General features: G+C 67.4%; 24 protein-coding genes. 11 read left to right on the top strand and 13 right to left on the bottom strand.

The features are described from left to right. Positions 1 to 34: 34 nt before the first annotated feature. From alc to ACFWBU_RS00270, 5 genes are all read right to left on the bottom strand, one after another. Positions 35 to 1,021: an allantoicase gene (gene alc / locus ACFWBU_RS00290; protein ID WP_296550350.1), complete on the bottom strand. Its 987-nt coding sequence runs from the start codon at positions 1,019 to 1,021 to the stop codon at positions 35 to 37. Further along, complete coding sequence (gene allB, locus ACFWBU_RS00285) at positions 1,018 to 2,370, bottom strand: allantoinase AllB (protein ID WP_296550351.1); 1,353 nt, start codon at positions 2,368 to 2,370, stop codon at positions 1,018 to 1,020. The genes alc and allB overlap by 4 nt, the downstream gene beginning before the upstream one ends. Next, entirely contained in the window at positions 2,367 to 3,644 is a 1,278-nt protein-coding gene (locus ACFWBU_RS00280) for a DUF6986 family protein (RefSeq protein ID WP_378527120.1), read from the bottom strand. The genes allB and ACFWBU_RS00280 overlap by 4 nt, the downstream gene beginning before the upstream one ends. A 108-nt stretch (positions 3,645 to 3,752) precedes the next feature. Continuing rightward, positions 3,753 to 4,538 carry a thioesterase family protein gene (locus ACFWBU_RS00275; protein ID WP_296550353.1) on the bottom strand — a complete coding sequence of 262 codons (786 nt, stop codon included), beginning with the start codon at positions 4,536 to 4,538 and terminating at the stop codon, positions 3,753 to 3,755. Next, positions 4,535 to 5,182 (bottom strand): TetR/AcrR family transcriptional regulator, encoded by a 648-nt coding sequence (locus ACFWBU_RS00270; RefSeq protein ID WP_378527118.1) that lies wholly within the window; start codon positions 5,180 to 5,182, stop codon positions 4,535 to 4,537. The genes ACFWBU_RS00275 and ACFWBU_RS00270 overlap by 4 nt, the downstream gene beginning before the upstream one ends. 94 nt (positions 5,183 to 5,276) lie before the next feature. Here ACFWBU_RS00270 and ACFWBU_RS00265 point away from each other — a divergent pair, with 94 nt between their 5' ends. From ACFWBU_RS00265 to ACFWBU_RS00245, 5 genes are read left to right on the top strand one after another with little or no spacing between them, the layout of a single operon-like run. Then, complete coding sequence (locus tag ACFWBU_RS00265) at positions 5,277 to 6,923, top strand: carboxyl transferase domain-containing protein (protein ID WP_169652825.1); 1,647 nt, start codon at positions 5,277 to 5,279, stop codon at positions 6,921 to 6,923. Positions 6,924 to 6,928: 5 nt separating this feature from the next. Then, complete coding sequence (locus ACFWBU_RS00260) at positions 6,929 to 8,935, top strand: acetyl-CoA carboxylase biotin carboxylase subunit (RefSeq protein ID WP_378527117.1); 2,007 nt, start codon at positions 6,929 to 6,931, stop codon at positions 8,933 to 8,935. Then, positions 8,932 to 10,095 (top strand): acyl-CoA dehydrogenase family protein, encoded by a 1,164-nt coding sequence (locus ACFWBU_RS00255; protein ID WP_169621032.1) that lies wholly within the window; start codon positions 8,932 to 8,934, stop codon positions 10,093 to 10,095. Before ACFWBU_RS00260 ends, ACFWBU_RS00255 begins: the two co-directional genes overlap by 4 nt. Next, positions 10,092 to 10,589: a MaoC family dehydratase gene (locus ACFWBU_RS00250; protein ID WP_169621033.1), complete on the top strand. Its 498-nt coding sequence runs from the start codon at positions 10,092 to 10,094 to the stop codon at positions 10,587 to 10,589. The genes ACFWBU_RS00255 and ACFWBU_RS00250 overlap by 4 nt, the downstream gene beginning before the upstream one ends. Continuing rightward, positions 10,586 to 11,407, top strand: a complete 822-nt coding sequence (locus tag ACFWBU_RS00245) for an HpcH/HpaI aldolase/citrate lyase family protein (RefSeq protein WP_378527115.1) — start codon at positions 10,586 to 10,588, stop codon at positions 11,405 to 11,407. Before ACFWBU_RS00250 ends, ACFWBU_RS00245 begins: the two co-directional genes overlap by 4 nt. A gap of 10 nt (positions 11,408 to 11,417) precedes the next feature. On the opposite strand, the gene ACFWBU_RS00240 is transcribed toward ACFWBU_RS00245, so the two are convergent. Further along, positions 11,418 to 12,167, bottom strand: coding sequence for an IclR family transcriptional regulator (locus ACFWBU_RS00240; protein WP_378527243.1), 750 nt, complete (start codon positions 12,165 to 12,167; stop codon positions 11,418 to 11,420). Between the two features lie 214 nt (positions 12,168 to 12,381). Here ACFWBU_RS00240 and ACFWBU_RS00235 point away from each other — a divergent pair, with 214 nt between their 5' ends. Beyond that, a complete protein-coding gene (locus tag ACFWBU_RS00235) occupies positions 12,382 to 13,143 on the top strand; it encodes a CoA transferase subunit A (protein ID WP_169621035.1) in 762 nt (253 codons plus the stop codon). Next, positions 13,140 to 13,802 carry a CoA transferase subunit B gene (locus ACFWBU_RS00230; protein WP_169621036.1) on the top strand — a complete coding sequence of 221 codons (663 nt, stop codon included), beginning with the start codon at positions 13,140 to 13,142 and terminating at the stop codon, positions 13,800 to 13,802. Before ACFWBU_RS00235 ends, ACFWBU_RS00230 begins: the two co-directional genes overlap by 4 nt. 24 nt (positions 13,803 to 13,826) lie before the next feature. Here ACFWBU_RS00230 and ACFWBU_RS00225 read toward each other — a convergent pair whose 3' ends face one another. Further along, the gene (locus ACFWBU_RS00225; RefSeq protein WP_169652828.1) at positions 13,827 to 14,345 is read right to left on the bottom strand and encodes a DUF1992 domain-containing protein; all 519 of its coding nucleotides are present in this window, start codon (positions 14,343 to 14,345) and stop codon (positions 13,827 to 13,829) included. A gap of 82 nt (positions 14,346 to 14,427) precedes the next feature. On the opposite strand from ACFWBU_RS00225, the gene ACFWBU_RS00220 reads away from it, so the two are divergent. The 4 genes from ACFWBU_RS00220 to dmpG all read left to right on the top strand — a co-directional run bounded on the left by ACFWBU_RS00220 (position 14,428) and on the right by dmpG (position 18,176). Beyond that, positions 14,428 to 15,225, top strand: coding sequence for an IclR family transcriptional regulator (locus tag ACFWBU_RS00220; RefSeq protein ID WP_206036885.1), 798 nt, complete (start codon positions 14,428 to 14,430; stop codon positions 15,223 to 15,225). A gap of 110 nt (positions 15,226 to 15,335) precedes the next feature. Further along, positions 15,336 to 16,178, top strand: a complete 843-nt coding sequence (locus tag ACFWBU_RS00215; protein WP_169652829.1) for a 2-keto-4-pentenoate hydratase — start codon at positions 15,336 to 15,338, stop codon at positions 16,176 to 16,178. Position 16,179: 1 nt separating this feature from the next. Then, positions 16,180 to 17,115 carry an acetaldehyde dehydrogenase (acetylating) gene (locus ACFWBU_RS00210; protein WP_169621039.1) on the top strand — a complete coding sequence of 312 codons (936 nt, stop codon included), beginning with the start codon at positions 16,180 to 16,182 and terminating at the stop codon, positions 17,113 to 17,115. Beyond that, a complete protein-coding gene (gene dmpG, locus ACFWBU_RS00205; RefSeq protein WP_169621040.1) occupies positions 17,112 to 18,176 on the top strand; it encodes a 4-hydroxy-2-oxovalerate aldolase in 1,065 nt (354 codons plus the stop codon). Before ACFWBU_RS00210 ends, dmpG begins: the two co-directional genes overlap by 4 nt. A gap of 34 nt (positions 18,177 to 18,210) precedes the next feature. Here the strand turns inward: dmpG and ACFWBU_RS00200 are convergent, their stop codons facing one another. The 6 genes from ACFWBU_RS00200 to ACFWBU_RS00175 form a co-directional block, all read right to left on the bottom strand. Then, entirely contained in the window at positions 18,211 to 18,501 is a 291-nt protein-coding gene (locus ACFWBU_RS00200; protein ID WP_169621041.1) for a GNAT family N-acetyltransferase, read from the bottom strand. A gap of 122 nt (positions 18,502 to 18,623) precedes the next feature. Then, entirely contained in the window at positions 18,624 to 19,100 is a 477-nt protein-coding gene (gene bfr, locus ACFWBU_RS00195) for a bacterioferritin (RefSeq protein WP_169621042.1), read from the bottom strand. Between the two features lie 48 nt (positions 19,101 to 19,148). Then, positions 19,149 to 19,346, bottom strand: coding sequence for a bacterioferritin-associated ferredoxin (locus ACFWBU_RS00190; protein ID WP_169621043.1), 198 nt, complete (start codon positions 19,344 to 19,346; stop codon positions 19,149 to 19,151). 138 nt (positions 19,347 to 19,484) lie between these two features. Beyond that, positions 19,485 to 20,234 (bottom strand): AIM24 family protein, encoded by a 750-nt coding sequence (locus ACFWBU_RS00185; RefSeq protein WP_169621044.1) that lies wholly within the window; start codon positions 20,232 to 20,234, stop codon positions 19,485 to 19,487. After that, positions 20,231 to 20,986 (bottom strand): AIM24 family protein, encoded by a 756-nt coding sequence (locus tag ACFWBU_RS00180; protein ID WP_169621045.1) that lies wholly within the window; start codon positions 20,984 to 20,986, stop codon positions 20,231 to 20,233. The genes ACFWBU_RS00185 and ACFWBU_RS00180 overlap by 4 nt, the downstream gene beginning before the upstream one ends. After that, positions 20,941 to 21,561 (bottom strand): AIM24 family protein, encoded by a 621-nt coding sequence (locus ACFWBU_RS00175; protein WP_169621046.1) that lies wholly within the window; start codon positions 21,559 to 21,561, stop codon positions 20,941 to 20,943. The genes ACFWBU_RS00180 and ACFWBU_RS00175 overlap by 46 nt, the downstream gene beginning before the upstream one ends. Positions 21,562 to 21,581 lie beyond the last annotated feature (20 nt).

The following is a 21,581-nucleotide window of genomic DNA, read 5'->3' as shown; positions in this document are numbered from 1 at the left end:
GGACACCTGGGCGTGCCGCGACGGTGACTCGGAGTCACGGGGTGAGGCCCTGGTCCACGAGGCGACCGTGCACGCGTAGCCGTGAGATCCCTCCGTCCGGATATACGTCCAAGCGTACGAACGAGAGCGGCATGCTCGAATCCACACGGAACCGGTGCCGGCAATCGGGCAGCAGCGCAGTCTTCGGGAGCAATTCGACGAACGCCGATGCGTCGGCAGGGTCCGAGCCGTCCGGGAGGCCCGACAGTCGTGCCCACCCGGGCGCGTTCCCGACGTAGTACGACGTGTCGATCTCCACGTGGTCGATCAGTGCGGTGCCGGCCAGGCGCACCACGACGTAGTCGTTCCCGTCGTCGCGCCGTCGTGCGTTCTCCCAGCCACCGCCCATGTTCACAGCCCTGCCGGGAGCGATGATGTTGCGCGGCGACGAGTAGAAGCGGTTCGAGCAGTCCGCGATGTCGCCGCCGTTCTCGAGTGCTGCGAGATCGATCGTGCCGGTGAGGAACATCGGGTCCGGGCGAACTTCCCCGTGGACCCGGAAGCGGGCGACGCCACCGTCGGGAAAGATGTTGAGACGCACGTGGGTCCAGCGTCGCTCGCTGTCCACGGCAAAGGCATTCGCGGTGTCACCGAGCAGGGCCACCTTGTCGACGACGGGTTCCCAGGGCGCATCGAGGAGGTCGGCGACACCGGGATATCCCTCGAGGCATACGGCGTCGACCGACGCGAACGGTGGAAAGTTGCCGGTGAACCACGCCGTGTCGATCACCACGCCTCGGATCACGCCCGGGACACCGAGACGCACGATGGCGACATCGTGTCCGGGTTCGCGCCGCCTGCGGGTTTCCCAGCCGTCGTACACCTTTCCCTTGTGCCCGAAGGCGGACAGATCGTGCAGCGCCGGGCCCGGCGCGATGAGATTCTCACGCTGGGCGAACAACTCGTCGTTGGCGTACATCACCGAGCCGGTCAGTTCGCGGGAGGCGAGGTCGGGAAGTTGCCGGAAATCGGGCGATGTCATCGAATGTCCTTCCGGGACAGCAGTCGAGCGCGAGGAGCAGGGTCGTGGCGGCGATCACCGGTGACCGTGAGGGGTTCGCCGGCCAGCCATGTCTGCCGCACGACACCCGCCAGCGCCATTTCGGCATAGGGGGTGACGGCGTTGCGGTGGTGGAGTTTGTCGGGGAAGACCACGAATGCGTCGTCGGGGGCGAGGACGCACAGGTCGGCCGTGTTGCCGACGGCGATGTCGCCGCGGTCGGGTAGTCCGGCCAGGGCGGCGGTGTTGCGGGCCATCCACCGCGTCACGTCCACGAGGGAGTGTCCGCGCCGCCGTCCTTCCGACCACACGATCGGCAGTCCCAGTTGCAACGAGGAGATTCCGCCCCACGCTTCCCCGAAGTCGCCGATCCCCAGTTTCTTCAGTTCGGGGGTGCACGGTGAATGATCGGACACGACGCAGTCGATCGTGCCGTCCGCCAAGCCTCGCCACAGGCCTTCGCGGTTGGTGGCCTCCCGGATCGGCGGACAGCATTTGAAATGTGTCGAGCCGTCGAGGATTTCCTCACTGAACAACGCCAGGTAGTGCGGGCACGTCTCCACGGTGATGCGAACTCCCGCGTCCTTCGCTGCGGCGACGAGCGGCAGGCTCCCGGCGTCCGAGAGGTGCAGAATGTGGACGCGACACCCTGTTTCGGCGGCACCGTCGATCACCTGCGCGATCGCCCGCGCCTCGGCGACGGGCGGACGCGAGTGCAAGAAATCGGTGTAGCGGCGACCCGACGGGGCAGGCTGGGCGTCGAGCGTGGGGCCGTCCTCCGCGTGGACGATGAGCAGGCCGTCGAATCCGGCGATGACGCGCATCGCTGCGATCATCTGGTCCCGGTCCAGCGGGGGATATTCGTCGAGTCCGGAATACGCGAGGAAGCATTTGAATCCGTATACACCGGCGTCCCAGAGGGGTTCGAGATCCGCGAGATTGCCGGGGATCGCGCCGCCCCAGAACCCGACATCCACGGTCACCTGGCCGGCGGCGACTTTCTGCTTGACGGCGAGCGCAGCCACGTCCACGGTCGACGGAATGGAATTGAGCGGCATGTCGATCAACGTGGTGACCCCACCGGCGGCGGCGGCGCGGGTTGCGCTCGCGAATCCTTCCCACTCGGCGCGGCCCGGGTCGTTGACGTGCACGTGGGTGTCGACGAGGCCGGGAAGCAGCGCTTCGTCGTCGGCGAGGATCACCTCGCGTGCCCCGGGCACCGGTGCCGCATAGTCCTCGACGGCGGCGATCCGCCCGTCCCGGATGACCACGGCGCACGCACGCTCACGATCGCCGACCACGGCGCGGCGGGCCCGGATGACGGTGCTCATTCGAATCGTCCTTCCTGAGCGCCGAAGCCGGCCAGTGCTCGTAGCCGATCCGGCGTGATTCCGGCGTGCTCGTGCACTTCGGCGTCGGTGAGGGCGCCGCAGCCGAGGCCACGATGCAGGAACGACGCGAGTGCCCTCGCGGTGGCGGGTTCGTCGAGGAAACCGCTGTCGGTGCGGGCCGAGTAGGCCGCGATCCGTTCCGCTGCGGACGGGAACGAGCGGCGGTAGAACGCGAAGGTCGCGGCATAGCGGGTGGGCAATTGTGCGGGATGGAGGTCCCAGCCCTGGTAGAAGCCGCGGCGCAGCGACCGATCGACGAGCCGGGCGTGCAGCGCCCACGCGGCGCGCACCTCGTCGGCGGTGCCGACGGGGAGGCGGTTGGTCGAGCCGTCCGACAGGTGCACGCCGGTGCCGGCCGCGGCGACCTGCATGGTCGCCTTGGCGTGGTCCGCAACCGGGTGATCCATCGCCTGGTATTCGGCGGCGATGCCGCAGGCCGCCGAATAGTCGTAGGTGCCGTAGTGCAGCCCGGAGCATCGCCCCTGCGCGGCGTGGATCATCGCCGCCACCTGCGCGGTGCCGTCGGGTCCGCAGACAGCCTGTGGCGTCTCGATCTGGATCTCGAAGCGCAGCGGCGAGGTGAGCCCGTGCGTGGTCTCGAGAAATTCGCACACAGTGACCATCGCCGCGACCTGTTCCGGTGCCGACACCTTCGGCAACGTGACGACGAATCCGTCAGGGAGACAACCGTCGTCGGCAAGTTCTCCGATGAACATGTCCAGGGTGCGTACCGCGCGTGCCCGGACGGCAGGTTCGAGGCATTTCACGCGGATGCCGGAGAAGGGTGTCGGGTCCGGCGTGCTCCGGAGCGCTTCGGCGGCGCGCACGAGATGGGCGTCTTCGTCGGCGTCGCGTGCGCCGGGTGCGATGCCGGATTGGGGGAAACCGTCCTCGAAATCGATTCGCAGGTCTTCGATCGGTTCCGTGGCGAGTTTCGCTTCGACCAGGGGCAGGACGGCGCGGGCGAGAGCGGGTTCGACGCCGATCAGTTCCGCGAGATCGTCTGCTCCGGAGATGTACCGGGAGAACGTGTCCCGCGCCTGCGCGCCCCAGGAGAGCACCGTGCCGGCGTCGTACCGGTCGACGGGCACGTACACGGTGTGGACGGGTTGCCGAGCGGGTCCGAGTCCCGGGTAGGCCGCCGCGTACCGGGCATCGACGGCGCCCAGCGCAACATCGAGCGAGTCGAGCAACCGCTCGCGTCCGTCTGCCATCCGGTCTCCCCGTGTCTGCTCGGGTGTATCCACCCTTGTATACGTGCTCCGGGCGCAGACGGTAGTGCTCTCGGATCAACCGTTCGATTACCCCGGGTAACGACTGCGTTACGGGCCTTCCGGTGTGCCGGGGCGCACGGTGAGGATCTGCGACATCGTGCCGATCGGGCCGGACGTGTCGTGCAGCACGGTGCTCGTCAGACCGATCCCGTCGGCTCCGAACGAGACCGAGGTATCGAAACCGACCCAGTCGCCGCGGGGTTCGGCGAACAGGTGGACGGTGAGGTCGAGGTTGGGGAACGCGACCTTCTGCGGATCCGCCCGCACCGCCATGCCGTTCGCGATGTCGAACAGTCCTGCGGCAGCGGCGAGGGTGCTCACCTTGTCGTCGTCGACGAGCGTGATCGGTGTGCGAACCCAGAAGGACGCACGCCCGGGCCCGGCGCTCGTCCGGCGAACCTCGACCGACTCGATGAAACCGCCCGGCCACACGGTGGTGGGATCCCACGGTTCGGTGTCCTCGGGCGGTGCGATGCGCGACAGCGTCGAACCTGCGAGTTCGGCGGTGGGCCGCGGCTGCATGAGCCATGCGCGTGCCCGCACGACGGTGCGGCCTCCGTGGCTCAGTGCGGCCTCGACCAGTTCGATCGTGCGTCCCGGCCGCAGGACCTCCACGGCGGTGTCGACGGGGCCGACGGGCACGGTTCCCAGGATGTCGTACGACAGGCGGGCGATCACCAGCCCGTCGTCGCGGCGGGCGTCGCGGTCGGATTCGATGACGTGGGCGAGCAGGCCCAGCGCGGGGGCGATGTGCTGTTCGGCCTCGTTCCACGCGCCGCTCACATGGCGGGTCGCGCGGAAGGACGCGGGGCCGAGTCGTTCGAAGTAGCTCATGAGTCCTTCGTGGGTGTCGTCGGTCGGAGGAGCGGGGCGGCGTCGAGCGCCGAGAGGGCCATCAGGCGGAGGACGGCACGGGTGCCCTCGGGTGAGCGCGGGTCGGCGCTGTGCGGTGTGGAATTGATCAGGCCGAAGGTCGCGTGAGCCATCGTGCGTGCATCCGACTCGGCCAGACCCGGGGTGATGCGGCAGAGAGTCCCCACCCAGATCTCGACGTAGCGACGCTGGGTGACGCGCACCTCGCGTCGCGCGTCGTCGGGAAGCGAATGCAGTTCCCGGTCCTGGACGCGGATGAGGTCGGGGTCCCCGAGGGCGAAGTCGAGATGGAAGTCGACGAGTCTCCCGAGCGCGTCACGCGGGTCGGTGGTGTCGGCGACGACCGCGGTGCCGCCGGTGAGCAGCCGTCGGCTGATGTCGACGAGGAGTTCGACGAGCAGGGCGTCCTTGTTGGGGAAGTGCCGGTAGACGGCCGGGCCGCTGATGCCCACGGCCGCGCCGAGGTCCTCGAGCCGGACCCCGGCGAAGCCGCGCTCGGCGATCAGGCGGGCGGCGGCCCGGAGCAGCTGCGCGCGGCGCTCGGCTTTGGCGAGGCTCCGCCGGGTCGGCGCGGGAGGCGCCGCTTCTTCGGCAGGCTCATGCATGGCGGGAGACTCCACTCGTCTGTGATCTGGACAACTCGGTTAATCATAACTAACCTAGATTTCAGTTAATGGCGATTAGTTCAATCTACCGAGGATGGTGTCCGTGACGACCGCTCAGGCGATCTCGACAACCAGCCGCGACCAGCACGAACAGCTGGTCGGAGAGCTCCGCGACAGGCTTGCCGCGGCAGCGCTCGGCGGCAACGAAAAATCCCGTGAGCGGCATGTCTCCCGCGGCAAACTGCTTCCCCGCGACCGCGTCGACGGTCTCCTCGACACCGGCAGCCCGTTCCTGGAACTCTCACCGCTCGCCGCCACCGGCATGTACGGCGACGAGTGCCCCGGCGCCGGCATCATCACCGGAATCGGCCGGGTGGCCGGTCGCGAATGCGTGATCGTCGCCAACGACGCGACCGTCAAGGGCGGCACGTACTACCCCGTCACGGTGAAGAAGCACCTGCGGGCGCAAGAGGTGGCGTTGCAGAACAACCTGCCCTGCCTCTACCTCGTCGACTCCGGCGGCGCGTTCCTTCCCCGGCAGGACGAGGTCTTCCCGGACCGCGAGCACTTCGGCCGCATCTTCTACAACCAGGCGACGATGAGCGCCAAGGGCATTCCGCAGATCGCCGCGGTGCTCGGGTCGTGCACCGCCGGCGGCGCCTACGTGCCCGCGATGAGCGACGAAGCCGTCATCGTCCGGAATCAGGGCACCATCTTCCTCGGCGGCCCCCCGCTCGTGAAGGCTGCGACCGGTGAGGTGGTCACCGCAGAGGAACTCGGCGGCGGCGACCTGCACTCGAAGGTCTCGGGTGTGACCGACCATCTCGCCGAGGACGACCGCGACGCACTCCGCATCGTGCGCGACATCGCCTCCACCTTCGGTCCCCGGGCGGAGCGGCCGTGGGACGTCGAGCCCACCGTCGAACCCGAGAAGTCCCCGGAGACGCTGTACGACGTGGTCCCCACCGACTCGCGGATCCCCTACGACGTGCACGAGGTCATCTCCCGCATCGTCGACGGCGCCGGCGGTGCCGACGGTACAGGCGGTGCCGGCGGTGCCGGCCGGGGGTCCAGCAGCTTCCACGAGTTCAAGGCGGAGTACGGCAAGACGCTCGTGACCGGATTCGCGCGCATCCACGGGCACCCGGTGGGCATCGTCGCAAACAACGGCGTGCTCTTCGGCGAATCCGCCGTCAAGGGAGCGCATTTCATCGAACTGTGCGACAAGCGCTCGATCCCGCTGCTGTTCCTCCAGAACATTTCCGGCTTCATGGTCGGCCGCGACTACGAGGCCGGTGGCATCGCCAAGCACGGCGCCAAGATGGTCACCGCCGTCGCGTGCGCCCGGGTTCCGAAACTGACCGTCGTCATCGGCGGCTCGTACGGCGCCGGCAACTACTCGATGTGTGGCCGTGCGTACTCGCCGCGATTCCTGTGGATGTGGCCCAACGCGCGCATCTCCGTGATGGGCGGCGAGCAGGCCGCATCGGTGCTCGCGACCGTACGGTCCGACCAGCTCGACGCCTCGGGCAACCCGTGGACCGCCGAGCAGGAAGAGGAATTCAAAGCGCCGATCCGCGCGCAGTACGAGGAGCAGGGCAACCCCTACTACTCGACGGCCCGACTCTGGGACGACGGCATCATCGACCCTGTCGATACCAGAAAAGTTCTCGGACTGGCACTTTCGGTGTGCGCCAACGCGCCCCTCGAGCCGGTCTCCTACGGCGTCTTCCGGATGTGAGCGACATGAGCGATACGAATCGGATCGATACGGTCCTGGTAGCCAACCGCGGTGAGATCGCCGTGCGCGTCATCCGGACCCTGAAGGATATGGGACTGCGCTCGGTCGCGGTCTTCAGCGAAGCCGACCGCGACGCGCGGCACGTGCGCGAGGCCGACACCGCCGTTCTGCTCGGTCCTGCGGCGGCACGCGAGAGCTACCTCGCGATCGACAAGGTCATCGACGCGGCCGTCGCGACGGGTGCGCAGGCGATCCATCCGGGATACGGGTTCCTCTCGGAGAACGCTGCATTCGCCGCCGCCTGCGCCACAGCGGGTATCGCATTCCTCGGCCCGTCGGCGCATGCCATCGAGACGATGGGCGACAAGATCACCGCGAAGAGCGCGGTCTCGGAATTCGGGGTTCCCGTCGTGCCCGGCATCTCGCGGCCGGGACTGACCGACGCCGACTTGATCGCCGGAGCCGACGAGGTCGGCTATCCGGTGCTGGTCAAGCCGTCCGCCGGTGGCGGCGGAAAGGGCATGCGTCTGGTGACCGATCCGGCGGACCTTCCCGCCGCGCTCGCGTCGGCCCGTCGTGAGGCCGCGTCGTCGTTCGGTGACGACACGCTGTTCCTGGAGCGGTTCGTCCAGCGCCCCCGCCACATCGAGGTGCAGATCCTCGCCGACACGCACGGCAACGTCGTCCACCTGGGCGAGCGCGAATGCAGTCTGCAGCGCCGCCACCAGAAGGTCGTCGAAGAGGCTCCGTCGCCGCTGCTCGACGCGGTCACACGCGCCCGCATCGGTGAAGCGGCCTGCAACACCGCCCGCAGTGTCGACTACACCGGTGCGGGCACCGTCGAGTTCATCGTGTCCGCGGACCGGCCCGACGAATTCTTCTTCATGGAGATGAACACCCGCCTGCAGGTCGAGCACCCCGTCACGGAAATGGTGACGGGTCTCGACCTCGTCGAATGGCAGGTCCGGATTGCCGCCGGTGAATTGCTGGGGTTCGGCCAGGAGGACATCACCCTCAACGGTCACGCCATCGAAGCGCGCATCTACGCAGAGGACCCGGCCCGCGGCTTCCTGCCCACCGGCGGCCATGTCGCCGACGTCGTCGAGCCTTCCGGACCGGGAGTGCGGGTCGATTCCGGCGTGCAGGCCGGCACGATCGTGGGCAGCGATTACGACCCGATGCTGGCCAAGGTCATCGCCCACGCCGCCGACCGCGCGGGCGCACTGCGCCGCCTCGACCGGGCACTCGCCGACACGGCCGTCCTGGGCGTGGTCACCAATGTCGACTTCGTGCGTTTCCTGCTCGCCGACGACGAAGTCGTCGCCGGTGCCCTCGACACCGGCCTGCTCGACCGGCGTCTCGAGGACTACGCCGCCCCGGGTACGTCGGACACCACGTTCGTCGCGGCTGCCGCACACCTCTGGTTGCAGCACTGGTCGGCCGCGAACTCCGACCCGTGGTCGGTGCCGGACGGCTGGCGCGTCGGTACCCATCTGCCCGCGACCTTCCGTCTCACCTCGGGCGATCGCACCGTGCACGTGGGGTTCAGCGGAACGCCCGCCGCCGGAGCTGCGAGTGTCGAAGACGGCGAACGTAGTTCGGTGTCCGTGACGCTCGACGGATCTGTGCTCGCCGTCGTGCTCGACGGACGCCGCCACGTCTTCCGCGTGGCCGAGTCCGACGGCGCGATCTGGCTCGCCGACGGCCACGGCAGTGTCTCGGTCCGTGAAGTCGCGGAGGCAGGGGTACGCGGGGACGACGCGCACGCCGGCAACGCCGACATCACCAGCCCGATGCCCGGCGCGGTCATCGCCGTCGCGGTGGAATCAGGCGCCGAAGTCGCTGCCGGAGAGACGATCGTGGTCGTCGAAGCCATGAAGATGGAGCATTCGCTCACCGCGCCGGTCGCCGGCACCGTAGAGCTCTTCGCCGCTGCGGGTGAGCAGGTCAAGGTCGATCAACTTCTCGCGCGGGTCACCCCGCACGCCGATACGAAAGAGGCAACGGAATGACGGAATATCTGGCAACCGGGCAGCTTCCCGACGAGTACGAGCAGCTGCGCAAGACGGTCGCCGACTTCGCGCGCACCGTCGTCGCGCCGGTCGCGGCCAAGCACGACGCCGAGCATTCGTTCCCCTACGAAGTGGTCGCGGGCATGGCGGACATGGGTCTGTTCGGTCTGCCTTTCCCCGAGGAGTACGGCGGAATGGGCGGGGACTACTTCGCTCTGTGCCTCGCGCTCGAGGAACTCGGCAAAGTCGACCAGTCGGTCGCGATCACGCTCGAGGCCGGCGTGTCGCTCGGCGCCATGCCGATCTACCGGTTCGGTACCGAGGCGCAGAAGCAGGAATGGCTTCCGCAGCTCGCGAGCGGCCGGAACCTCGCGGCCTTCGGCCTGACCGAGCCCGGCGCGGGTAGCGACGCGGGCGGGACGAAGACCACCGCGAAGCTCGACGGCGGCGAGTGGGTCATCAACGGCAACAAGCAGTTCATCACGAACTCCGGCACCGACATCACCTCGCTCGTCACCGTCACCGCGGTCACCGGCGTGCGGGACAACGGCAAGAAGGAGATCTCCACGATCCTCGTTCCGGCCTCCACTCCCGGATTCACCGCCGAACCCGCCTACAACAAGGTGGGATGGAACGCGTCCGACACCCATCCGCTGACGTTCAGCGATGTGCGGGTGCCCGAGGAAAACCTGCTGGGCGAACGCGGCCGCGGGTACGCCAACTTCCTGCGGATCCTCGACGAGGGCCGCATCGCGATCGCTGCGCTGTCCACCGGTGCCGCGCAGGGCTGCGTCGACGAGTCGGTCAAGTACGCCAAGGAACGCGAGGCATTCGGCAGCCCGATCGGCAGCAACCAGGCAATCGCGTTCAAGATCGCCCGGATGGAGGCGCGTGCCCACACGGCGCGCACCGCGTACTACGACGCCGCCTCGGCGATGCTCGCGGGCCGTCCGTTCAAGAAGCAGGCCGCGATCGCGAAGCTCGTGGCGTCGGAGGCGGCGATGGACAACGCCCGCGACGCCACCCAGATCCACGGCGGCTACGGATTCATGAACGAATACGCCGTCGCGCGGCACTACCGCGACAGCAAGATCCTCGAGATCGGAGAGGGCACCACCGAGGTGCAGCTCATGCTCGTCGGACGGGAACTGGGACTGTGAGCGACACGGCGCCCGCGGAGAACGCGAAACGCATCACGCAGCGTGGACTGTGGTTCGAAGAATTCGAACTCGGCGCGGTCTACGAGCACCGGCCCGGCCGCACCATCACCGAAGCCGACAACGTTCTGTTCACCACCCAGACCATGAATACTCAAGCGCTGCATCTCGATGCCGCGTATGCGGCGGGCACCGCGTTCGGGGAGCGGCTGGTGAACTCGATGTTCACCCTGTCGACCATGATCGGTCTCTCCGTCGCGCAGCTGACGCAGGGAACGATCGTCGCGAACCTCGGCTTCTCCGAGGTCTCCTTCCCGAAGCCGTTGTTCCACGGCGACACGCTGTACGTGGAGACCAAGATCCTCGACAAGCGTGAATCCAAGAGCCGCCCGGGCGAAGGCATCGTCACCCTCGAGCACACCGGGCGCAACCAGCACGGTGACGTCGTCGGGATCGCGGTCCGCCAGACCCTCGTGCAGAAGAGGCCCACGACATGACATGGACACTTCCCGGCCCGGCGTGGCTGTTCTGCCCGGCCGACCGACCCGACCGCTACGCCAAGGCTGCCGCCCGTGCCGACGTGGTCATCGTCGACCTCGAGGATGCCGTGGCGCCGGCCGACAAGCAGGCCGCCCGCGACGCACTCGTCGCCACACCGCTCGATCCCGAGCGCACCGTGGTGCGGATCAACCCGGTCGGCACCGAAGACCACGGACCCGACCTCGAGGCACTGAGCCGCACCCCGTACACGCGGGTGATGCTGCCGAAGTGTGAGAGCGGCGATCAGGTGCGATCCCTCGCGCCGCTCGAGGTGGTCGCGCTCGTGGAGTCTCCGCTCGGCGTGCTCGCGGTCGAGAGCATCGCGAAGGCCGACAACACCATCGGAATGATGTGGGGCGCCGAGGATCTCGTGGCGGGACTGGGTGGCAACTCCAGCCGTGGGCCGGACGGGCTCTACCGCGGGGTCGCCCAGCACGCCCGTGCGGTCACGTTGCTCGCGGCGAAGGGCTACGCGCGCTGGGCACTCGATTCGGTGTACCTGAACATCAAGGACACCGACGGTCTGCACGACGAGGCACTCGACGCCGTAGCGGTCGGATTCGACATCAAGGTTGCGATCCACCCGGGCCAGATCGACGTGATCCGCCGCGCCTACGCACCCACGCCGGACGAAGAGGCCTGGGCGAGACGGGTACTCGACGCGGCCGGATCGGAGCGCGGGGTGTTCGACTTCGAGGGCAAGATGGTCGACGCCCCGGTATTGCGCCACGCCGAACGGCTGCTTCAGCGTGCCGCCGCGAGCACGCCGTCGTGATCCGGAGGCGTCAGCGCGTGCGGTGACGTAACAGCTGGGTGAGGCGGTGTGCCCCACCGAGCAACAGAGCCCCGACGTCGGGTGTGCGATCGGCACGGAAGCGACTTTCCACGCCGGTCAGGCTCAGCGCCCACGTCGGGGCTCCTCTGTGGTCGAAGACGGCCGCGCCCATTCCCCAGCTGCCCTCGACGATCAGTGCGGGATTGACGGAGTAGCCGGCCAGGCGTGTCGCGGCGATCCGCTCTTCGACGGCGTCGCGCGAGTGCTCCGCACCCCACGTGGCCGTGAGGTCGACGCGGGAGAGGTAATCGTCGATGTCCTGGTCGGACATGTGGGACAGGATCGCGAGCCCGGCGGACGCGACCCCGAGCGGAAACCGGATCCCGATGTGCAGCACGTGCGAACGCAACGGAAAGCTGCCTTCTTCGCTTGCCACACACACCGTTTCGTCTCCGCGACGGGCGGACAGGAACGCGCTCTCCCCGGATTCGCGGGCAAGGTCGCGAAGCACGTCTCCGGCCAGGTCGGTGATGTCGTATCGGGTGGCTGCCACCGAACCCAGCAGGTACAGCTCGGGCCCGAGCGACCATCGGCCCGACTTCGGGTCACGGTCGACCAGACCTTCGTCGGCGAGCGAGCCGAGGAGCCGGTGGACGGTCGGCCGGGCCAGGTCGGTCGCCCGGGCAAGGTCCGACGTCGAGGCCCCGTCCGGTTCGTACGACGACACGGCCCGCAGCAGCGCGCTCACTCTGCCGATCAGCTGTCCTTGGGCGGTCACGGGCTTATCCTACGTCCACTGAATGAACGAATTCTGTCCGCGTGTCCGGATAGCGAGCAATTATCGTATTCTCGGCGCGCTCACTTGTGAATCTCACCTGCAGCAACTTTATTGGTGGGACGAGAAGGACGACGTTCATTGAATGGACGTCGGCGGCCCGACGAGGTCGCGGAATCCCTGACCCGAGAGGTGTGCGTTGGCAACGAAAGTGTTCCGGTCCGCGGTGGAGGCCGTCGCGGACGTGACAGACGGTTCGTCCCTTGCGGTGGGCGGGTTCGGCCTGTGCGGCATCCCCGACATTCTGATCCAGGCGCTCGCCGAGGCGGGCGTGACCGACCTCGAAGTGTTCTCCAACAACTGTGGGGTCGACGGCCACGGACTGGGAATACTTCTCGGCGACAAGAGAATCCGCCGGGTGACCGCGTCGTACGTGGGCGAGAACAAGGAGTTCGCCCGTCAGTACCTCTCCGGGGAACTCGAGGTGGAATTGACGCCACAGGGCACGCTCGCGGAGAAGTTGCGTGCCGGTGGCGCGGGCATTCCCGCGTTCTTCACCCCGGCCGGCGTCGGAACCCCGATCGCGCTCGGTGGGCTGCCGTGGCGGTACGACGCCGAAGGAGGCGTCGCGGTGGCGTCACCGGCGAAAGAGGTCCGTGAGTTCCGGGGCAAGAAGTACGTGCTCGAGGAGTCGATCACCGCGGACTTCGCCCTGGTGCACGCCCTGAAGGGGGACACCGAAGGGAACCTGGTGTTCAACAAGGCGGCGATGAACTTCAACCCGTTGGCCGCCATGGCCGGACGGGTGTGCATCGCGCAGGTCGAGGAACTTGTCGAGCCGGGCGAGATCGAGCCCGGAGAGGTGCACCTGCCGGGGATCTTCGTCGACCGGATCGTGCACACCGGGGCGCAGGACAAGCAGATCGAGAAGCGGACCGTCAAGGCAGGAGCGGCATCATGAGCGTCGAGGTCGAACGGGCAGTGGGCTGGACGCGCACGCAGATGGCGGCGCGCGCCGCGCAGGAGCTGGAACCCGGCGAGTACGTGAACCTGGGGATCGGGCTGCCCACGCTGATTCCGAATTACCTGCCCGACGGCGTGCGGGTCACCCTGCACAGCGAGAACGGCATCCTCGGTACCGGCCCGTACCCCGAGGAAGAGGCGATCGACGCGGATCTGATCAATGCCGGCAAGGAGACCGTCACGGTCAACGCGGGCGCGGCGTTCTTCGACTCCGCGCTGAGCTTCGGGATGATTCGCGGCGGGCACATCGACACCGCGGTACTCGGCGGCATGGAGGTCTCGGCCACGGGCGATCTGGCGAACTGGATGGTGCCGGGCAAGATGGTCAAGGGCATGGGTGGCGCGATGGATCTCGTGCACGGTGCCCGCAAGGTCATCGTGCTCATGGAGCACACCGACAAGACGGGCAAGCCGAAGATCGTCGAGCGGTGCTCGTTGCCGCTGACCGGCGAGGGCGTGGTCCAGCGGATCATCACCGACCTCGCGGTCATCGATGTGACGGACGCCGGGTTGGTCCTGCGCGAATGCGCACCGGGTGTGACGGAAGAACAGGTGGCCGCCGCGACCGGCGCGCCGCTCACCGTCGACCTCGCATGACATCGCCGGTGGTTCCGGTGCCGGTCATCCGGCGCGGAACCACCGGAAGAGCGACCGCCTCCGTGCCGGTCGTGCGCGGCTGGACGGGGGATCCGAACGGCCTTCCTGGGCAGCGAGGAGGGCGCGCCGGGCTTCTTCCCGGCGTGCCTGTCTCCCGGCCCGCCAGGTTTCGACCACTGCGTCGACGTCCACCTTGTGGACCGGGATCGGTAGCTGACCAGGCTGGAGCATGTATTCCACCACCCGCCGGTTGAGCCCCGCGACGATCTCCCGGACCGACTGCTCGGACGGCACGTTCGCCACGGTCTCGGGTAGCCGCTCGATTTCCCGGCGCAATTGGAGGGGTAGCGGCAGCAATGCCTCCGTCGAGAGTCCCTGCCGGGCGAGGTAGGCCTTGACCCACCACAATTCGTCGTCGCCGTGATCGGGGATGGGTTTTCCCGCACCCGGGAGGTCGTCGAAGTCGCCGCGCTCCTGTGCGGCGCGGATCTGCCGTTCGATCCACGTCTCGAAGGAGATGTCCGGTCGTTTCCGCTCGGTCACCGGTCCAGGATGCCACCGCGATCCGGCACCGCGCGGACGATGCGTTGCGGTTCGGTCTCGGCGGTGGCATACCCTGTGGCACATGGAAGGACAGCGGCCGACGCGCCGGGCGGCCGACCCGCCCGTCGACACTTCGACCGTGCTCGGCAAGGTCGTCACCGTCCTGCACGCGTTCACCGCCGACGACCACGGAGTGACCCTCGCCGAACTCGGCCGTCGCACGGGTCTGGCCAAGGGCACTCTCCACCGCGTGGTCAACGATCTGATCGACGTCCGCTTGCTCGACAAGGATGCGTCCGGGTATCGGCTCGGCGGCCGGATGTTCGAACTCGGCATGCGCGCGTCGGTGGAACGACGACTGCTCGAGGTCGCCATTCCGTTCATGGAAGACCTGTACGAGCGGACCCATGAAACCGTGCACCTCGGAGTGCCCGAAGGCACCGAAGTCGTCTACGTCTCGAAGATCGGTGGCCATCGCCCGGCCCCGGCGCCGTCGCGAGTCGGTGGACGAATGCCCATGTACTGCACTGCCATCGGCAAGGCGCTGCTCGCGTTCTCGTCGCCGGCGCTGTTCGTGGACGTCGTGGATGCCGGGCTCGCCCGCAAGACACCGCGCACGATCACCGCGCCGGGCCGGTTCCGCGACCACATCGATCGCATCGCGAGCACGGGCGTCGCGTTCGAGCACGAGGAATCGGCGGTCGGGCTGGTGTGTGTCGCCGCACCCGTGCTTCTGGGAGACGAGGATCCGGTCGCCGCGATCAGCGTCACCGGGCCCGCCACGCGGTTCCGGCCCGAGAAACACGCGGCGGCGGTGAAGGCGGCGGCGGCGGGCGTCGCATCGACCCTGGCCCGTCGTGCGGCCCTGCGGACTCTGTGAGCGGCTCCCGGATGATCCGGCGCCACGCGTTCCACTGAGCGGAACCTACGGCTAGGTAAGCGGTACTCGTACCCCCACGATGGAGTTACCCATCGATCGACGAGGACCTGATGACCACTACTCCCCATTCCGCGGGCGATGCCGCATCTCTCGACACCGTCGGCGCAGCGGCCGGCCGGCTCATCGATGCCGCTCGCACCGCCGTGCCGTGTGCGCCGGTGCGGGATCTGCTCGGTGAAACCGACATCGACCTGGCCTACGCGGTGCAGCAGCACCTGACCGAGCACAAACTCGCCTCCGGCGCCCGCATTGTGGGGCGCAAGATCGGCCTCACCTCCCCGGCAGTCCAGCAGCAACTCGGCGTGAACCGCCCTGATTTCGGGGTGCTGTTCGACGATATGGATGTCACCGATCTCGACGAGGTCCCCAGCGACCGGCTGCTCCAGCCGAAGGCCGAGGCGGAGATCGCGTTCGTGCTCTCCGCAGACCTCGATGACGACGATCTCGACCTCGACAAGGTGCGGGGCGCCGTGGACTATGCGGTCGCGGCGCTGGAAATCGTCGACAGCAGGGTCGCCGGATGGGACATCAAGATCACCGATACGGTCGCGGACAATGCGTCGAGCGGTCTCTACGTGCTCGGCTCCCACCGCGTGTCCCTCGCCGATTTCGAGCCGATCGACACGACCATGCGGATGTACATCGACGACGAACTCGTCTCGGAGGGCACCGGAGCGGCCTGCCTCGGCGATCCGTTGAACGCCTTGCTGTGGCTCGCCCGCACTGCGCGCGAATTCGGACAGCCGCTGACCGCCGGCCAGGTGGTGCTGTCCGGTGCACTCGGACCGATGGTGTCCGCCCCTCCCGGGGTCACGGTGCGCGCCGAGATCTCCACTCTCGGCTCCGTCACCGCCCCCTTCTCGACCTCACCGTCTTCGGCACAGGAGAACTGACATGACCACGACCAAGGTCGCCATCATCGGGCCGGGCAACATCGGCACCGACCTGCTCATCAAGATCAAGAGGCTGGCGGACAGCGAACTCGAGACGATCGCCCTGGTGGGCATCGACCCCGAGTCCGACGGCCTGGCCCGCGCGAAGCGGCTGGGCATCGACGCCATCGCCACCGGCGTCGAAGGCCTCATCGAGCATCCCCGGTTCGGCGAGATCGAGATCGTGTTCGACGCGACCTCGGCGAAGGCGCACGAATACAACGAGAAGATGCTGCGCCCGCACGGCAAGATCCTGATCGATCTCACGCCCGCTGCGATCGGCCCCTACGTGGTGCCGCCGGTGAACCTCGACGAGCACCTCGACGCTCCCAACGTCAACATGGTCACCTGCGGTGGCCAGGCGACCATCCCGATCGTCGCTGCCATCTCGCAGGTGACGCCGGTGTACTGGGCCGAGATCGTCGCATCGATCTCCTCCAAGTCGGCCGGCCCCGGCACGCGCGCCAACATCGACGAGTTCACCGAGACCACGTCGCAAGCGATCGAGAAGATCGGCGGCGCCGCCCGCGGCAAGGCGATCATCATCCTGAACCCGGCCGAACCCCCGATGATCATGCGCGACACCGTTCTTGCGCTGGTCGGCGAAGACCGCAAGGACGAGATCGTCGCGTCGGTCGAGGCGATGGTCGCGAAGGTATCCACCTACGTGCCCGGATACAAGCTCAAGCAGGAAATCCAGTTCACCCCGATGACCGAGACCGTCGGAACGCTGACCGAACACACCGGACCGATGTGGAAGGTCGCGGTGTTCCTCGAAGTCAAGGGCGCAGCGCACTACCTGCCCGAGTACGCGGGCAATCTCGACATCATGACGTCCGCGGCCCTGCAGGTCGGCCGGGCAGTCGCGGCACGCAAGAAGGAGCAGGTTTCGGCATGAGCGAGACGACCACCAACGACGCCGGACAGCGCGAGTACGCGAGTCACGGCACGGCCCTGTACATCCAGGACGTCACCCTGCGCGACGGCATGCACGCCATCCGTCACCGCATCACCCCCGACGACGTCGCAGCGATCGCGGGCGCACTGGACCGTGCCGGCGTGGACGCGATCGAGGTCTCGCACGGCGACGGGCTCACCGGCCATTCCCTCACGTACGGCCCGGGTAGCAACACCGACTGGGAATGGCTCGAAGCCGCAGCGGGAGCGATCAATTCGGCCATCCTGACCACGTTGCTGCTGCCGGGTATCGGCACCGTGCACGAGCTGAAGCGCGCCTACGAACTCGGTGTGCGGTCGGTGCGTGTGGCCACCCACTGCACCGAGGCCGACGTGTCGGCGCAGCACATCGCCGCCGCCAAGGAACTGGGCATGGACGTGTCCGGCTTCCTGATGATGTCGCACATGGCTCCCGCGGAAGAACTCGCTCGCCAGGCCAAGCTCATGGAGTCCTACGGCGCCGACTGCGTCTACGTCACCGACTCCGGTGGACGGCTGACGATGGACGGCGTCCGTGAGCGTGTCCGCGCCTACCGTGACGTTCTCGAGGAGGGCACGCAGATCGGTATCCACGCCCACCAGAACCTGTCGCTCTCGGTCGCCAACTCCGTCGTCGCCGTCGAGGAAGGCGTCATCCGCGTCGATGCGTCACTGGCCGGGCAGGGCGCGGGTGCGGGCAACTGCCCGATCGAACCCTTCGTCGCGGTCGCCGATCTGCACGGATGGAAGCACTCGTGCGATCTGTTCGGCCTGCAGGATGCTGCCGACGATCTCGTCCGTCCGTTGCAGGACCGGCCGGTCCAGGTGGACCGCGAGACCCTCACGCTCGGCTACGCCGGTGTGTACTCGAGCTTCCTGCGTCACGCGGAGACCGCTGCGGACATCTACGGCCTCGACACCCGCGACATCCTCGTCGAGATCGGGCGTCGCGGGCTGGTCGGCGGCCAGGAGGACATGATCACCGACGTCGCACTCGACCTGCGTAACCGCGCGGGGCACTGACCGTCGCGTGTAAGGCGGGTCGTGGCAGGACCTCTCAGGCGACGAGGTCCTGGTACTCCGGATGCTTGTCGATGAAGCTGTCGACGAACGGGCATACCGGCACGACCCGCTTTCCACGTTCGCGCACGTCGTCCAGCGCGAACCGAACGAGTTTGCCGGCGAGGCCCTGACCGGAATAGGCGTCGTCGACCACGGTGTGGTCGAACACGAGCTGAGTGTCGTCGGCGGGGTGATAGTCGGCGTAACCGATGACGGAACCGTTGTCGTCCAGTTCGTATCGCTGCCGGTCGGGATTGTGAACCACTTTCACGGACGAATCACTCACGGTGTTTCCTCACTCTCGAGACCAGATGACCGAGCACGTCGAAGATACCTGCACGTGAAGACGGGCCGCGACATCTGTCGCGGCCCGTTTTCACGGCGAGGGCGCTGCGTGCCCGTAGCTGGTTACTCCGGGGGCGAGATGTGCTGAGCGATGTAGAGCGGTTCGCCCAGCTGCTCGAGCAGGTCGAGCTGGGTTTCGAGGTAGTCGATATGTTCTTCCTCGTCGGCGAGGATCGCCTCGAAGATGTTCGCGGAGGTGATGTCGCTGACCGACCGCATGTACTCCGATCCCTTGCGGAGCCGGTCGCGAGCCTCGATCTCGACCTGGAGATCCGCCTGGAGCATCTCCTTCACGGTCTGTCCCAGACGCAGCGAACCGAGCCGCTGGTAGTTGGGCAGTCCGTCGAGGTAGAGAATGCGATCGGTGAGGGTCTCGGCGTGGCGCATTTCGTCGAACGACTCGGCGCGGGTGTGTGCCGCGAGCTTCGACCAACCGCGGTCTTCTTGCATCTTGGAATGCAGGAAGTACTGATTGATGGCGGTGAGTTCCGCCGTCAACTGCTCGTTCAGGTATTCGATGACCTTCTTGTCGCCCTTCATGGCACCTCCCGGGGTGAACCATCAGGTTTACCGCCGGGCAGGGGCTGGCTACACGGCGGTCTCGAGCTCGATCGTCTCATTTCGGACGCGCGCCTGCCGGATGATCGCCGAGATGTTGCGTACGCAGTTGCCGCAGTCGGTTCCTGCGCGGCACGCGGCGCTCACTTCGCGGGTGCATCGTGCGCCCGCTGCCACCTCTGCTTCGATGTGGTGGTGCGTGAGGGCGTGGCAACTACAGACGATCATGTGAGCCACCATCCTGAGGTTGTTAGGTTGCCCAAACCTTACCTCTGGTTAGGTCTGCCTATCCTGTGAGCGTAGTCACAATTCGATCTACTTTGCTCCGCGCGGTGTCCGGTCTCACGTCACCGTCCGGTACCCCTGTTAGCCCTGTTGCATCTGTTGCGAAACGACGTGATTGATGCGGTGCAGACCGCCTTGTGAGAGGCCCGGAATTTGATGCTCGAGGGTACGGACCAGCGATGAGTCGTCGATCACCTTCTCGCTCGACTGGACGAGCACCGTCCCGGCGCCGGTGAAGTCGAACTGGCGTTCCTCCCCCGACTGGACCCCGAACCGGCGTGCGCCGGCGGAGACGAATCCCGTGATCCACGATTCGTCGTAGTGGTGGCTCGGGGACGGACAGTCGGCCCAGCCGACGAGTGCCTCGGGATCGACGCGCAGCGGCGGTTCGGCGAACATCACCGGTCCGTTCGACGACGCGAGGAACCGTCCCGTCCCGATCAGCGTGAGGAATCCCGGCACGATCGACTGATTCAGCGACAGACCCGGCTCGAAGGCCAGCAGGTTCGACTGCCGGATCGTGAGGTTGCCGTCGTCGAGATCGTAGGAGTTGATGTCGTAACCGCGGTCCCCGAGGATCAGCTTCCCGAAGCCGTCCGCCACCACGTAGTCGCCGAGATACATCGGTGCCGAGAACCGGCGGGCCACCATGTCGAGCAGGCCGCCCTGAAGTCCGTGGGTGAGGGCGGAGAACCGCACCTGCCCGTAGTACGCGATCATCGCGCCCTTCGACAGGAACCACGGCGTCTGCAGGTCGATGCAGTAGGCGTAGCTGTTTCCGGGAACGTTGTCGCTCTCGGTGAAGCTCGCGGGATTGAGGACGACGCTCACAGTTTCTCCTCCGATGCCTGCACGTAGACGATGCCTTGACCGGTGCACTCGAGTTGCATGGCCTCTCCGCCGCTGCGGCCCACATTGCGCCAGCTCATCGACGATTTCAGTTCGGTACGGACCGCACCGCTCGCCGCGACGAAGGCCTGGGGATCGACGATCACGGGCGCAGGTCCACCCACACGAAGTTCGAAGACGCCGCCGTGCGCGAGCAGCACCGCGGCGCCGTAGCCGGACAGCTGTGTCGTGAACATTCCCGTGCCGGTCACCGCGCCCGTCGCGGCGCCCCGGAGTGCGCCCAGCAGGCCGCCGCCTCCCCCACCCGCCTGCGCGGCACCCGACGACACCACCGTGCTCTGCAGCCCCGCCGTGTGTGCAAGCAGCCGCGACGCATCCACGCGAAGCTCCCCGCCGGCGGACATGTCCACCACATGGGTCTCCAGTCCGCGGAATCCGTAGTGCACGGTGCCGTTGCCCTGAGCGAGCATGGTCGACTCGTGCTCGCCCTGCATCATCCGCCCGGCCATGCCGGCGAGCCCGCCGAGACCGGGAGCGCTTCCTGCCCCGCCGGGCACGCCGTGGGGAGCGAAGCGGACGTCACCGGTGTAGAAGAGCATCGCGCCGCGACGAGCGACGACGGGTCCCGACCGGTTCAGGTCCACGCTGACGACCTTGCTGTTGACCTTGGTGAAAGTCACTCTCGCCCCTACCGTTCCGCCGGCTGGATGGACACCACGCCCGTGCCGTCCCATTTGAGGGAGAAGGCTTCGCCACTGCCCTGTCCGACCACCGACCGCCACGACACGTCGGTGACGAAGGACTGCGTCAGTTGTCCCTTGGCACAGACGAATGCGTCGGGATCGACGACGAGGGGATACTGCGGCGACACCTCGAGATGGATCAGCGGACCACCCGCGGACAGCAACGCGACCTGACCCGTGCCCGACACCGTCGTGGTGAACAGGCCCTGCCCGCTCATGCCGCCTCGCAATCCTGCGAACGTCACGTTGGTGTTCAGGTTGCCGTTCAGCGCGAGCAGTTGCTCGGACTCGACCTGCAGGGTCTCGTTGTTCAGTTCGAGAATCGTGACGTCCTGCCCCTGATGTGCGAGGTAGACGACGCCCGTCCCGGTGCATTCCATCAGCGACAAGCCCTCGCCCGTGGCGCGCTGGCGCAGACCCGCGAGGACGCCTTCACCGCCGCCGAAGCCTGCCGATTTGAACGCGACCTGTCCCTCGTAGGCCACCATCGAGCCCGACAGGGCCCGGATCCCGGAGTTGCTCAACTGGGCCTCGATGACCCGTTTCGATTTCACGAGCAGTCGCATGTCGCGAACGATATCGGGTG

This window comes from Rhodococcus sp. NPDC060084 (genome assembly GCF_042730335.1).
Classification (GTDB): domain Bacteria; phylum Actinomycetota; class Actinomycetes; order Mycobacteriales; family Mycobacteriaceae; genus Rhodococcus.
This window is presented reverse-complemented; position numbering and strand designations above follow the sequence as displayed.